The sequence below is a fragment of the Marinomonas sp. UCMA 3892 genome, assembly GCF_012726345.1.
GTDB lineage: Bacteria > Pseudomonadota > Gammaproteobacteria > Pseudomonadales > Marinomonadaceae > Marinomonas.
Genome location: NZ_PTXN01000022.1, coordinates 13,192 through 26,482, shown reverse-complemented (window position 1 = coordinate 26,482; position 13,291 = coordinate 13,192). Strand labels below are relative to the sequence as shown.

Below are 13,291 nucleotides of genomic sequence, written 5' to 3'. Positions count from 1 at the left end.
GAAATGTCTTCTTATCAAGTCCCAATTAATTTTGTCATGATACGTCGGCAATTTGATTTTCGTGGCATTGAGATGGGACGTTGGGTCACGCCAGAAGAAAGGGACCGCGCGGCGGTTAATTTCTATCGAGCGCTAGAAGATCTAATGTCTGTATTACAAGGGCCAGAACTGCTGATATCTTTACGAGGCACTCTTGGTCTTCAATATGGGAAGGGTGGGCGTCCCGGCGTGGCGGCTCATTACGTTCCGGCAACTCGACAATTATCCCTAGCGAAAAACGCAGGCGCCGGCAGTCTCGCACACGAGTGGTTTCATGCTTTTGACCATTACATGGGCGAAAAGATGTTTCAACATGCTTCATCCTCACAATTCGCTTCCGAAAGATGGTTAAATAATTCTCCTATAAAGCTTTCTCATAATAAAATCCCTCATCCACTCAGCTTATTATTGGCTGAATGCTTCAAGACTATCATGCTAAATGAGCAAGGAGACGAGCCCAGCGACTTGTTTAAAGCGTCCTGTCTCGCAGATCAGAAACTAAAAATAGTCTATTACGCCAAACCAGAAGAGATGGCAGCGAGAGCCTTCGAAGCCTTTGTTGAAGACACAAAACCTACCAGTACCTTTTTAGTAAAAGGAAGCCGCTATTCTGAAGAAGCCAAAATGGGTCTTTATCCTCAAGGTGAACAGCGGCACCAAGTCAACAAAGCCTTTCATAATTATTTCAGTCTGCTTGGCCATGCCTTAAAGTAAGAATGTATTTCCGCTATTTTTTGTCCTTTTCCTTCGACTTCAGATAGTCGGGCAACGTCTGTTGGTAGTGCTGCTATCGCCCGTTTTTTGAGACCTGTATGCTATCAAGCCGTTCCAGATAGCCTGCTGCCAAAGGCATTAAAAGAGGATAATCCGCTAGAGCTTAAACGACTTTACGATGGTAAATGGGATTGTTAATCTGAATTTGACAGGGGTGGATATTCCACCCCTTGCTTTGTTTGGAGGTGAACAGGCGTCCTTTTTAACCTGGCACCTGTAAGCAACTATTTATTTGCAAATACAGTTACGACCTTTGCTCTTAGCCTGATACATTAAATTATCAGCACGTTTTAATAGCTCGCCTTGGTTGTCATTGGGTGTGCTTTGAGCTACGCCGGCACTAAATGTAACAGGTCCATGTATTAAGGGAGTTTTGCTGAATGTCTCTGCAGCTTGGCGGATTATTTGATAGGAGTCCTCAGCTGACAAGGGAAGCAGAAGAACAAACTCTTCCCCGCCCAGTCTTATAGCGAAACCTTTATTGTTTATAGCAACATCCTTCAATAGCGATGAAAACGTTCGCAAGATATCATCCCCATAGTTGTGTCCCCATTGATCATTTTGTTTTTTAAAATGATCTAAATCCAATAAAGCCAAGCTGAAAATTCGGTCTTGTGCTTTCCATAATGAATATTGCTTATCTAATATTCTGCGATTATATAGGTCAGTAAGTGAGTCTTTTTCTGATAAGTTGCGCAGTTTCTTAGATAGCTGTTCTGCTTTATTTCTTTCTAATTTGAATCTGGTGGATAAGCTTTCCATCATAACGATCAAAAAAATACCAATAATGATGAAGGTAATTGTTAGATCAATCTGCTTCTGTGTTTCTGTAGCATATTGAAAAATAATATCGGGGTGTTCTTTTTCAATTAAAATTAATGGTATAGGAATGATGATGCAAAAAAATTGCCCTATACGACGATAAATTCCAAGGTCTTTGAATGAAACAGAGATGTAAATAAGTAAACCAAGATTAACAAAATAGGTAGGACCATTTGATCCCGCATTGCCTATCCAGTTTGCTGGTATTGATACCAATATAATGATAGTGATAAAAGCAATTCTCATTTTTTTGAATTGATTTCGCCAGCGAGACAAATACCAAATGACAAAAATTAAAAGAGCTAAAACAAGCTGAAAGTAGATACTGTATATGGCAGCTAGTTCAAGGTAGAAGTTCGCTATCGCTGCGTAAATGTATAGAACCGTGCCTACTAGCAATATAGCGTGGTGTGTGTACTCAAATGGATTGTCTTTATCCCCAAGTAACCATTCCAATACTTTCTTCAAATAGCATTTGTACATTTTACTTGCTCACAACATAGTCTTTTTATTTTAAATAAAATATAGGTTGCGTTCGATAGAAGAATTGAAACGAAAGGTTTCTGTTCGTGATTTTTGTACTAAAACGGTTACATGAGGGTTAAATTGATTGTTGTTTTAACTATTTAGAAGGGGGATGTGTGTTTATCGGACTAAATTTTAAAATTATTAAACCGAAGAAAGCGATAGCAGCACCCAGCCAAATGGTCATTGTTAGTGGATAGCCGAACGATAATGCTGTTCCTGCTGTAAAGCTGCCAAACATGATGCCTAGAGTTATCATTGAGGCATGCAGTGTGTTGATAAATGCACAACCACCTTGAGGTAATTCCATTAATCGACTGACCATGGCAGGGTTTAGGCTTACGCCACATAATCCGAGTAGCAATGTGCAGGTTATTGCTAGCCAATGATAATCATTAAAAAGGGCAAATATACACAGATTGACAATTAGAAAACTGATACCTATTACGAGCGTTTTTTTTGTATTTTTAGCTGCCATTTTAGCAACCAAATTGTTTCCGATGAGCATAATTCCACCGTATACAAAGAGAATTAATGTGATGCTGTTTTGAGATATTCCAGATGTTTCATTGAGAATAGGGACGATATAGCTAAAAGGAGCGTATACGGCACCAATGATACAAAAACTGGTACAAAACACCCACCAAAGACGAGCATCAAAGACAGCACCTAATTCTTTTCTAAGGGGTTGTGGTGGTTCGGGCGAAAGATCGGGTAGGGTCAAGTATGTCAATAAAGCACTGATACTTGCCAGACCAACAACAAGGAAAAAACTGGTTTGCCAGTTGCTGTATTCAGACACTACTTTAGCCAGCGGCAAGCCTATGATGGTGCCAAGCATAATACCTGCTAATACCGTTGATATGGCTTTAAGTTTGCTATCTGAATTGACAAGTCGAGCTGATAAGCCAATAGAAACGCCAAAAAATGCACCTGAAACCATGCCTGTTATAGATCGAGCGATGACTAGTTGGCTAAAAGTATTCGAAAAACCGCCAAGTAGTTCACCTAAAATAAAGATGATGTAGAGTATCATCAAGGTTTTTTTAACGGCTAGTCTAGAAACTAATATCGCCAATATAGGGCCACCAATGGCCATACTAGCAGCAAAAATAGAAACTAAATATCCTGCCTGAGCGATGCTGATTGTCAACGCTGCTGCTAATTGCTCCATCATGCCTAATACTTGTAGTTCGCAACTGATCATAATGAAAATGCCAAAACTCAGCATATAAACACTAATGGGTAGTGGTGTTCGCATTTCTCTCTCCAACATAGTTTTAAGTTGTGAGATTATCTTTAATGATTTAAGTTTGATAAATGCAATTAAATCATTTGAGTAATGAATAAAATCATGGAATACGATCTTAATGCTGTAAGGCAATTTATTAAAGTGGCAGAAAATCTGAGTTTTACTGTTGCCGCTCAACAATTAGATGTGACTCAATCTGGTATCTCTAGAGCAGTCAATCGATTGGAATCCCAGTTAGGTCTTCGCCTATTGCACCGTAATACGCGTAATTTAAAGTTAACAGTAGATGGCGAGTTATTTTTAAAACGTGTTAAGCCGTTAGTTGGCGGCCTTGAAGAGGCGCATCAAGAGTTGCTGGAATATGGTCTTGAACCTAAAGGTTGCTTAAAAATTAGTGCACCATCAGCTTTTGGTCGGGCTGTTGTTATGCCTATTATTGCTAAATTATTGGATGAGTACCCACAGCTCACTATAGAGTTGGTATTAACTGATCGAATAGTTGATCTGGTAGGAGAAGGCTTTGATGCTGTCATTCGTAGCGGAAATATTCAGGATAGCCGCGTGATTGCGCGGCCCCTTAAAGCTGCTGGCTGGGTGACAGTTGCATCACCAAAATACCTTAATACTTATGGCTCTCCAAAGACGTTAGAGGAATTGCCTGCACATAATTGTATGCAAGTTAGAAATCCTGTTACTGGGCAATTGTTTCCTTGGACATTTCGGAATAATGAGAGGGATACAGACTTTCCCATTAGAGGGAGCTTAGTTGTTGATCATGGAGATCCTTTAGTAGAAGCCGCGTTATTGAGTATTGGTATGGCACAATTGATGACTTTTTTCGTAGAGGATTATTTGAAAGACGGGTTGTTGACGCCCGTTTTAAATGAATATGCTCGATCATCGACGCCTTTAACACTTCTCTATCCATCCGCTCGACATCGATCAGCCAAGTTAATGATGTTTCGTGATGCGTTGCTTGAGCACTGGGGTGGGCGTGAGTAAATAAAAATGAATTTATATGATAAATATGATCATAGATTTGTGATATTTATCTTTTAGTTTGAACTTCCCCTTATTTGTTTTTGATGCTGTTTTATGCGGAACTAAAAAAGGCGAATCATTGCTGATTCGCCTTTTTCGTTTCTAGTGTTTTTTAGGGGCTTCGAAGATTAGCCTTCGTAGCTGTCTATTGGTGGGCATTCGCAGAATAGGTTGCGATCGCCGTAGACGTTGTCGATACGGCCAACAGGTGGCCAGTATTTACGCGCTTTGATCCAATTAAGTGGATAAGCAGCTTCTTTGCGTGAGTACGCATGCGTCCACTCCATGTCTAGGAGGCTATCTGCTGTGTGTGGTGCATTCACCAGAGGGTTGTCTTCTAGAGGCCATTCACCAGCTTGTACCTTGCTGATCTCTTTGCGAATCTGAATCATGGAATCGCAGAAGCGGTCTAGTTCTTCTAAGTTTTCAGACTCCGTTGGTTCGATCATTAACGTACCAGCAACAGGGAAGGACATAGTTGGAGCATGGAAACCAAAGTCCATCAAGCGTTTAGCGATGTCTTCTTCACTGATGCCTGATTCTGCTTTTAGTGGGCGAATGTCGATAATACACTCGTGTGCCACAGTACCGTTTTTGCCAGTGTAAAGAACAGGGTAATGCTCGCCTAAGCGTTTAGCGATGTAGTTAGCGTTCAAAATGGCGTTGAAGGTTGCATCACGCAAGCCTTTGTCCCCCATCATTTTGATGTACATCCAAGTGATCACAAGGATGCTTGCACTGCCGTACGGTGCTGCAGATACTGCGCCGTGTTGCTCAAGCATACCCATAACTGGCGCAACAGCGTGACCTGGTAGGAAAGGTGCAAGGTGAGATTTAACACCAATTGGACCCATGCCAGGACCGCCACCACCGTGTGGGATGCAGAATGTTTTGTGTAGGTTAAGGTGAGAAACATCACCACCGAATGTACCCGGAGGCGCAACACCAACAAGTGCATTTAAGTTCGCGCCATCAATGTACACTTGTCCGCCGAATTTATGAACGATGTCACAGACTTCACGAATGTGTTCTTCGAATACACCGTGAGTAGATGGATAAGTCGCCATGATGCAGCTAAGTTGTGCTGCATGCTTCTCTGCTTTTTCAGCAAGATCTACCAAATCAATGTTGCCGTTTTCGTCACATTTAACAATCACAACTTTCATACCTGCTAGAGCGGCTGAAGCTGGGTTTGTGCCGTGAGCAGAGCTTGGGATCAAGCATATGTCACGATCATGATCACCACGAGATTTGTGATATTTATCGATAGCGATAAGGCCCGCATATTCGCCTTGTGCACCAGAGTTAGGTTGCAGAGAAACCGTATCGTAGCCAGTTGCTTTAGAAAGCATATCGACAAGTTCTTGCAGTAATGCGTGATAGCCAGCAACTTGATTACTTGGTGCAAACGGGTGGATACGACCGAATTCTGCCCAAGTAACTGGGATCATTTCAGAGGCGGCGTTTAGCTTCATAGTGCAAGAACCAAGCGGGATCATGCTTTGGTTTAGTGCGATATCTTTCACTTCCAATTGGTGCATGTAGCGCATCAATTCGGTTTCGCTGTGATGGCTGTTAAACACTGGGTGAGTCAGGATGGCATCTTGACGAAGCATCGAAGCATCAAAACCGTATGCAGTTTCGGTGTTAGCAATGTCTTCTAACGATAGTTCTGCGCCGAAACATTCAGCCAAATCAATAATGTCATTAGGTGTAATGGTTTCGTTTAGTGCAATAGACACTTGGCTTTCAGACACTTTGTAGAAGTTCATTAACTTCGCTGCACCTTTTGCCATGATGCTGTCAGTTTGTTCGCCTGTATTAACGATAACGGTATCAAAGTAGCTTGTGTTCGTTGTGAAGCCTTGGTTTTTAATAGCGTTAGCAAAGCAGCTTGTCAACGCAGCAATGCGATTAGCGATTTTCTTAAGGCCAACAGGGCCGTGATAAACTGCATAAAAGCCAGCCATCATGGCAAGCAATGCTTGAGCGGTACAAATGTTTGAAGTCGCTTTTTCACGGCGAATGTGTTGCTCGCGGGTCTGCATTGCCATGCGAAGTGCTGGTTTACCATGGCTATCTTTAGATACGCCGATAACGCGACCTGGCATAGAGCGTTTAAATGCGTCTTTTGTTGCTAGGAAAGCAGCGTGAGGTCCACCAAAGCCCATTGGTACACCAAAGCGTTGTGCGGAACCGAATACAATGTCAGCACCCATTTCGCCAGGAGATTTTAGTAGAACAAGAGAAAGTAGATCTACAGCGAGACTGACAAGAGTGTCTTGTTCATGAGCATGTGCAATAACAGCACTCAAATCAGTAATCGTTCCGTCAATTCCTGGGTATTGGAAGATGGCACCGAATACGTCATGTTGTGCAAAGTTAGCGATATCATCAACAATGACTTCTATGTCTAATAGTTCGGCACGAGTTTTAATAACATCAATTGTTTGTGGCAAGCAGTGGCTCGCAACAAACAGCTTGTCACTCTTCTTGCGGTTTGAGCGTTTCATTAGTGTCATGGCTTCGGCAGCAGCCGTTGCTTCATCTAACAAGGAAGCGTTAGATATTTCCATGCCAGTTAGGTCGATGATGACTTGTTGGAAGTTTAATAGTGCTTCCAAACGACCTTGAGAAATCTCTGGTTGGTATGGTGTGTATGCTGTGTACCAACCTGGGTTTTCTAGTAAGTTGCGTAAAATAGGGGATGGCACATGCGTGTCGTGATAGCCCATGCCGATAAAAGAACGCGCCACTTTGTTGTGGCTGGCAATCGCTTTTAACTGCACAAGAGCTTCGCTTTCACTAACCGGAGTGGCGGAAAGATCTAGATTTGCTTGACGAATGGCTTCCGGAACTGTTTTTTCGATCAGCTCAGGAAGAGTGTTTATGCCGATCGCGGCCAGCATTTTTGCTTGTTCTGATTCATCAGGGCCGATATGGCGAGCAATAAATTCATCATTGTTTAACAAATCGCGAATGCACGAGTTCATATTACAATCACCTATTAAGATAAAGATCTGGGGGAGTAGGCTCTCTTAGTTAGTGGGGGAGAGCCTATTGTCGGAGCTATGCGATAGTGGCGGAGTAGCCAGCAGCATCCAGTAGTTTATCAAGGTCAGCGGCGTTGCTAAGCTTGATTTTTGCAATCCATGCGCCTTCAAATGGCGCTTCGTTGATTAATTCTGGCGCGTCATTTAGTGCGTCATTTACTTCAATCACTTCACCATTAACAGGAGCATAAATATCAGAAGCCGCCTTTACAGATTCTACTAGAGAGAACTGCTCTGTAGCGGTTACTTCAGTGCCTACTTCTGGTAGCTCAACGTAAACAACGTCACCTAGTAGGTCTTGTGCATGATCGGTAATGCCAACAGTAACTGTACCATCACCGTTGTCCAACACCCATTCATGAGAGTCGGCGTACTTTAGGTTTTCTGGGATAGTGCTCATAGAATTTATGCCTCTTTAAAAAAATACCCAAGAACATTGGTTCTTGGGTATGTGATTTTAGCGGTAAAGTGGGAAGCGTTTACAAAGCTCTCTTACTTCTGCAAGTACACGAGCTTCTACTTCTGGATTGCCTTCTGGCATTTCAACTAAACCGTCAAGTACGTCACTGATAAGATGACCCACTTTTTGGAATTCTTCAATTCCAAATCCACGTGATGTTGCCGCTGGTGTTCCTAGACGGATGCCTGAAGTTACCATTGGTTTCTCTGTATCAAATGGAATGCCATTTTTGTTACAGGTAATGCCAGCACGTTCCAGAGCAGCATCTGCGGCGTTACCTTTTAGTCCTTTAGGACGAAGGTCAACTAGCATTAAGTGTGTATCTGTGCCACCAGTTACAATGTCGCAGCCACGTTCTACCATTACTTCAGCAAGTGCTTTAGCGTTAGCTACTACTTGCTTAATGTAGTCAGTAAACTCAGGTTTCAAGGCTTCACCGAATGCAACAGCTTTACCAGCAATAACGTGCATTAGAGGGCCGCCTTGGTAGCCTGGGAAAACGGCAGAGTTGATTTTCTTGCCTAGATCAAGATCATTGGACAAAATCATGCCGCCACGCGGGCCACGAAGAGTTTTGTGTGTTGTTGTTGTAACAACGTGAGCATGAGGTAGTGGAGATGGATGAACTCCAGTCGCAACAAGACCTGCAATGTGGGCCATGTCAACGAATAGATAAGCACCTACTTTATCTGCGATTTCACGAAAGCGTTTGAAGTCGATTTGACGAGGAATGGCAGAGCCACCTGCAATAATCATTTTTGGCTTGCATTCTAGTGCTTGCGCTTCAATAGCGTCGTAATCGATCAATAGTGTTTCTGGGCTTACTTCATATTGTACAGCGTTAAACCACTTACCAGATTGTGCTGGTGCAGCACCGTGAGTTAAGTGACCACCAGAAGACAATGACATGCCCATAATAGTGTCGCCAGGTTGAAGTAGTGCTAGCATAACTGCACCGTTAGCTTGAGCGCCAGAATGAGGCTGAACGTTTACAAACTCACAGTTGAAAAGTTTTTTGGCACGATCAATGGCAAGTTGTTCAGTTACGTCAACTGCTTCACAGCCACCGTAGTAACGACGATGCGGGTAGCCTTCGGCGTATTTGTTAGTTAGCACAGAACCTTGAGCTTCTAAAACAGCTTTTGAAGTGATGTTTTCAGAAGCGATCAATTCAATGCCAGTTTCTTGACGCTCTTGCTCTTCGGTGATTGTTGCAAAAAGTTCTGGATCTCGTTCAGCGAGAGTTTGGCTGAAAAAGGCTTCGGTGTTTGCCATGGTGAAATTCCTCTTAAATAAACATGTATGCCAAAAGACAATGAGTCTTGCGTATAATAACACTAAGGCAGTCTAAGATGATGAAAAAAGATCATCTTTCTAGGAGCGTCAGTCATTGTTCGGTTTACGTCAATTTTGCTTATCATAATCAAAAAGTTTCCAATTGGAAACAGCAAAAGAGAGTCAATTTTAAAGTTTGCTCGTTATTAGAGTTGACCGATCATTTAGTTTTTTGTTGATATTTACTGGTTTCGATTCTGGAGATTACCGAATAAATGTTGCTTAGTGCTTGTCAAAACAAGTTGCTTTTAGATACTCTGTTTCCAATTGGAAACAGACACTAACACTATTTTAATTAAGGTTTTCGTTATGAAACGTACTGCTTTATGTGATCTACATATCGCCTCTGGCGCTAGAATGGTTGAATTTGCTGGCTATGAGATGCCGGTTCAATATCCGTTAGGTGTGATGAAAGAACATTTGTGGACTCGTGAGAACGTGGGTTTATTTGATGTGTCACACATGGGGCAGGTAATACTGCGAGGCGAAAATCTAAAGGCTAAGCTTGAGGCTATTTTACCTGTCGATGTACTTGGGTTAGCGGAAGGTATGCAGCGCTACGGTATGTTCACTACCGAAAATGGCGGTATTACCGATGATTTGATGCTTGCTAATTGGGGTGAAGAAGTCTTCATGGTGGTAAATGCTGGCTGCAAAGAACAAGATTTTGCTTATTTAAAAGCGACTTTAGTAGATTGTGATGTTGATGTCATTGATGATCGAGCTTTGCTTGCGATTCAAGGGCCAAAGGCTCGTGCAGTGTTTGCTCGCATGGTGCCGGATGCTTCTACTATGAAATTTATGCAAAGTCTAAAGTTTGAATGGCTGGGTGTTGAATTGTGGGTAAGCTGTTCTGGTTATACTGGTGAAGATGGTTATGAAGTTTCTGTACCAAATGATCATGCTGAAGCCTTTGCGAATGCTTTGTTGGCGTTTGATGAAGTTGAGTGGATCGGTCTTGGTGCTCGAGACTCTTTACGACTTGAAGCTGGCTTGTGTTTATATGGTCATGATATTGATACAACAACAACACCAATTGAAGCATCTCTTAATTGGGCGATACAAAAAGTACGTCGTTTAGAAGGGGATCGTGCTGGTGGTTTCCCTGGTGCCGATGTCATATTGCCGCAATTTACGAATAAGCCAGTAAGAAAGCGTGCTGGTTTCTTGGTTGATGGACGTGCACCTGTTCGTGAAGGTGTAGAAATAGTTGATGCTTCTGGAGAGGTAAAAGGTGTGGTAACCAGCGGTGGATTCTCGCCAAGTCTTGCTCAACCTATCGTAATGGCTTATATATCGACTCAAGCCTTAGATTCTGGCGAACCGTTGTTCGCTAATGTGAGAGGAAAAAGTATTCCATTGAAACAAGCAGCAATGCCTTTTGTACCTTCTCGCTATTATCGTGGATAATTAATTTGGTTGTGTTGAGCTTTAGGTTTACGTTTGGATCAACAATAAGCCCAATATAACTTTGAATAAAATGCGTTACGTGAAGTTTGATTCTTTGCGTGGCGCATTTTTATTTCTTATGTGATAATTCTTTACTTTTGGAGTCTACGGTTGGCAAGTGCAAAGCAGCTTGTGGAAGCCTTCAGCGCCTGTTTCCTTTCAAGTTTTAATACCCATCTTATTGGTGGTGCAGATGAGCCTCTCTATTTGCCCGCTGGGCCAAATGGTTCGGCTGCGATATATTTTCGTTTTGATTATCCTTCAAGCGCGCTGCACGAAGTAAGTCATTGGTGTATCGCTGGGCAGGAAAGGCGATTGCAGGAAGATTATGGCTATTGGTATGAGTCTGATTCGCGCAACTTACAGACGCAAAAAGAGTTTGAAAAAGTTGAAGTTAAACCACAAGCGGTTGAGTGTATTTTGCATTGGGCTGCGGGATTACCCTTCCGCGTCAGTGTGGACAACCTATCGATGCCGGATTACGACGTACAACATTTTGAGCATTCGGTAATGTCTCAGGTAGGTGAGTATATCGTTTCTGGTCTGCCTGAAAGAGCAGAAATATTTTCTAAGTATTTATTGGCGCAGCGCCTTCCTGATCAAATATTTAATGAGTTTTTAAAGCGACAGTATGAAAATTATTGCAGATGAGAATATGCCAAACGCGAAAGTCTTGTTTTCGCATTTAGGTGATGTTGAGTTGGTAAATGGTCGGACTTTAACTCATGAACAAGTAAGAGAAGCGGATGTACTTTTGGTTCGCTCGGTAACAAAAGTTACTAAAGAATTGCTTGAAGGTAGTTCGGTTCGTTTTGTTGGCAGTGCCACGATAGGTGTAGATCATATTGATCTAGATTATTTGAGTAAAGCTAATATCGGATTTAGCAGTGCGCCGGGGTGTAATGCAGAAGCTGTCGCTGATTATGTTTTTAGTGCCTTGAGTCACCTTTATTTGACAAAGAAAATTAATTGGCTGAGTAAAAAAATTGGCGTTATTGGTTATGGCAATGTTGGTAAAACTGTTTATACCCGTTTTGCCAATATGGGGTGTCAGGTTCATGTATATGATCCTATTAGGGAAAAAGAAGGCGGATCGGCCAATTTTGTTTCCTTGGATGAGATCCTGTCTTGTGATGTTATTTCCTTGCATGCACCTTTAACGCATACCGGCTCTTACCCAACTAAGGGAATGATTGGAAGAAAAGAGCTGGCTAAGCTGTCTGCTGGCGTCACTATCATTTCTGCTGGACGTGGTGGGGTTATTGATGAAAGTGCTTTGCTTGATCGACATAAACAGTTAAATGGTAATCTTCACTTAGTGCTTGATGTTTGGGATGGCGAGCCTGCTATCAACCAGGAATTGATTGCTATTGTTGATATTGCCACTCCTCATATTGCTGGTTATAGCAAGCAAGGTCGTGAAAAAGGTACATGGATGGTGTATCAGGCTTTGTGTCAATATTTAGCACTGGATGCTAATGTGATTAGTAAGTATGACGCTATTAGTGCTGGATGGCTTTCCTTTGTTAATGTTAGCGCAGAGGAGCCACAAGAAGAAATGCTGGCTCGAAGTATGCATGCAATCTATGATGTGTCCAGAGATGATATTAGGTTGCGTTTTAAATATAGAGAAAATAAAGAAAAAAACGTTTTTGATTGGCTGCGTAAGCATTACGTCGAAAGAGACGAGTTTAATACTTGTATTATTGGTGTAAGCAGTAGCGATGCGAGCAATCTTATGAGTGCCGCTGGTTTTTCAGTAGACAATAAATGATGACTAAGGTAGTTGCATGGCTGGAGTAATGCAGGTCGATCTAGGAGATCTTGATGTACCAATAGGGACGAATGTGCAAATTGAGTTTATCTCTCCCCCGGGGCGTTACATGGTGAAGGTCCTTGGTAACATCTTAAAAAGCTCATTAATTGTGTCTTGCCCAAAATTAAATGGAAAAAACATACTAGTTAGGGATAGTCAGGTGGTAAATGTTCGCTTGATGTTGAGTACCCATGTTTGTGCATTTTCAAGCAAGATTGCCAAAAGTTATATGGAGCCCGCCGCTCATCTTCATATTGCTTATCCGAGTTATGTAGAAACGTCTGAAGTCAGGCAGGCTGCTCGTGTTGAGGCTCGTCTGATATCTAATATAGAGCCAAATACTTTGCCAACGTCAATTAGTGAATCTTCTTCGGCTATTATTATAGATTTAAGTCTTGGTGGGGCAAAGTTGATATCTAAAGAGGACTTTGGCTCGGTTAACCAAACCATGAGATTGGCTTGTAATGTTAAAATTGGGCCTTACAGTCATATTCTAAAATTGGATTGTGAGATTAGGTCGCAAGAAATACAGATGCTTGAACAAGTGCAGGCAAGTTTGGTGGATAACGATTTTCTAAATCGTATGGGTGTTGAATACTTCTATGTTTATGGGGTTCGTTTTATTGATGTAGTGAAAGAGGTAGGAATACCCTTGATGGCTTTCATACTGGAAACGCAGTTTAATAAAGCAAAATAAAATTGAAGTATTTAGTAATAAAAAAACG

At 42.0% G+C, this 13,291-nt stretch carries 11 protein-coding genes and 1 pseudogene; 7 read left to right on the top strand and 5 right to left on the bottom strand.

Annotated features, from left to right (window positions below):
• Positions 1 to 3: 3 nt before the first annotated feature.
• Together B6N13_RS21285 and B6N13_RS23475 are read left to right on the top strand one after the other, a co-directional pair.
• On the top strand, positions 4 to 753 hold the full coding sequence (locus B6N13_RS21285) for a CLCA_X family protein (protein WP_169460530.1): 750 nt from the start codon (positions 4 to 6) through the stop codon (positions 751 to 753).
• A gap of 24 nt (positions 754 to 777) precedes the next feature.
• Positions 778 to 951 (top strand): annotated as a pseudogene (locus B6N13_RS23475) (aldehyde dehydrogenase (NADP(+))); the annotation flags it as partial.
• Between the two features lie 90 nt (positions 952 to 1,041).
• Here the strand turns inward: B6N13_RS23475 and B6N13_RS21275 are convergent.
• Both B6N13_RS21275 and B6N13_RS21270 read right to left on the bottom strand, forming a co-directional pair.
• A complete protein-coding gene (locus B6N13_RS21275; protein ID WP_169460529.1) occupies positions 1,042 to 2,091 on the bottom strand; it encodes a GGDEF domain-containing protein in 1,050 nt (349 codons plus the stop codon).
• Between the two features lie 166 nt (positions 2,092 to 2,257).
• Positions 2,258 to 3,367 (bottom strand): MFS transporter, encoded by a 1,110-nt coding sequence (locus B6N13_RS21270; protein ID WP_282434094.1) that lies wholly within the window; start codon positions 3,365 to 3,367, stop codon positions 2,258 to 2,260.
• 147 nt (positions 3,368 to 3,514) lie between these two features.
• Between B6N13_RS21270 and B6N13_RS21265 the strand changes: the two genes are divergently transcribed.
• Positions 3,515 to 4,414 (top strand): LysR family transcriptional regulator, encoded by a 900-nt coding sequence (locus B6N13_RS21265; protein ID WP_248280407.1) that lies wholly within the window; start codon positions 3,515 to 3,517, stop codon positions 4,412 to 4,414.
• 167 nt (positions 4,415 to 4,581) lie between these two features.
• Here B6N13_RS21265 and gcvP read toward each other — a convergent pair whose 3' ends face one another.
• From gcvP to glyA, 3 genes are all read right to left on the bottom strand, one after another.
• Positions 4,582 to 7,446, bottom strand: coding sequence for an aminomethyl-transferring glycine dehydrogenase (gene gcvP / locus B6N13_RS21260; protein ID WP_169460526.1), 2,865 nt, complete (start codon positions 7,444 to 7,446; stop codon positions 4,582 to 4,584).
• 76 nt (positions 7,447 to 7,522) lie between these two features.
• Positions 7,523 to 7,906 (bottom strand): glycine cleavage system protein GcvH, encoded by a 384-nt coding sequence (gcvH, locus tag B6N13_RS21255; protein WP_012069985.1) that lies wholly within the window; start codon positions 7,904 to 7,906, stop codon positions 7,523 to 7,525.
• Positions 7,907 to 7,963: 57 nt separating this feature from the next.
• Complete coding sequence (gene glyA / locus B6N13_RS21250; RefSeq protein WP_012069984.1) at positions 7,964 to 9,241, bottom strand: serine hydroxymethyltransferase; 1,278 nt, start codon at positions 9,239 to 9,241, stop codon at positions 7,964 to 7,966.
• Positions 9,242 to 9,610: 369 nt separating this feature from the next.
• Here glyA and gcvT point away from each other — a divergent pair, with 369 nt between their 5' ends.
• The 4 genes from gcvT to B6N13_RS21230 all read left to right on the top strand — a co-directional run bounded on the left by gcvT (position 9,611) and on the right by B6N13_RS21230 (position 13,263).
• Positions 9,611 to 10,711, top strand: coding sequence for a glycine cleavage system aminomethyltransferase GcvT (gene gcvT / locus B6N13_RS21245; RefSeq protein WP_169460525.1), 1,101 nt, complete (start codon positions 9,611 to 9,613; stop codon positions 10,709 to 10,711).
• A gap of 150 nt (positions 10,712 to 10,861) precedes the next feature.
• Positions 10,862 to 11,401, top strand: coding sequence for an elongation factor P hydroxylase (locus B6N13_RS21240; protein WP_169460524.1), 540 nt, complete (start codon positions 10,862 to 10,864; stop codon positions 11,399 to 11,401).
• Positions 11,382 to 12,524: a 4-phosphoerythronate dehydrogenase gene (locus B6N13_RS21235; RefSeq protein ID WP_169460523.1), complete on the top strand. Its 1,143-nt coding sequence runs from the start codon at positions 11,382 to 11,384 to the stop codon at positions 12,522 to 12,524. The genes B6N13_RS21240 and B6N13_RS21235 overlap by 20 nt, the downstream gene beginning before the upstream one ends.
• A 16-nt stretch (positions 12,525 to 12,540) precedes the next feature.
• Positions 12,541 to 13,263 carry a flagellar brake protein gene (locus tag B6N13_RS21230; RefSeq protein WP_012069980.1) on the top strand — a complete coding sequence of 241 codons (723 nt, stop codon included), beginning with the start codon at positions 12,541 to 12,543 and terminating at the stop codon, positions 13,261 to 13,263.
• Positions 13,264 to 13,291 lie beyond the last annotated feature (28 nt).

Bases quoted from the DNA above. Each gene is read 5' to 3' on its own strand.
- gcvP (WP_169460526.1), bottom strand. From the start codon at position 7,446: ATGAACTCGTGCATTCGCGATTTGTTAAACAATGATGAATTTATTGCT.
- B6N13_RS21270 (WP_282434094.1), bottom strand. From the start codon at position 3,367: ATGATCAGTTGCGAACTACAAGTATTAGGCATGATGGAGCAATTAGCA.
- B6N13_RS21230 (WP_012069980.1), top strand. From the start codon at position 12,541: ATGGCTGGAGTAATGCAGGTCGATCTAGGAGATCTTGATGTACCAATA.
- B6N13_RS21235 (WP_169460523.1), top strand. From the start codon at position 11,382: ATGAAAATTATTGCAGATGAGAATATGCCAAACGCGAAAGTCTTGTTT.
- gcvT (WP_169460525.1), top strand. From the start codon at position 9,611: ATGAAACGTACTGCTTTATGTGATCTACATATCGCCTCTGGCGCTAGA.
- B6N13_RS21265 (WP_248280407.1), top strand. From the start codon at position 3,515: ATGGAATACGATCTTAATGCTGTAAGGCAATTTATTAAAGTGGCAGAA.
- gcvH (WP_012069985.1), bottom strand. From the start codon at position 7,906: ATGAGCACTATCCCAGAAAACCTAAAGTACGCCGACTCTCATGAATGG.
- B6N13_RS21285 (WP_169460530.1), top strand. From the start codon at position 4: ATGTCTTCTTATCAAGTCCCAATTAATTTTGTCATGATACGTCGGCAA.
- glyA (WP_012069984.1), bottom strand. From the start codon at position 9,241: ATGGCAAACACCGAAGCCTTTTTCAGCCAAACTCTCGCTGAACGAGAT.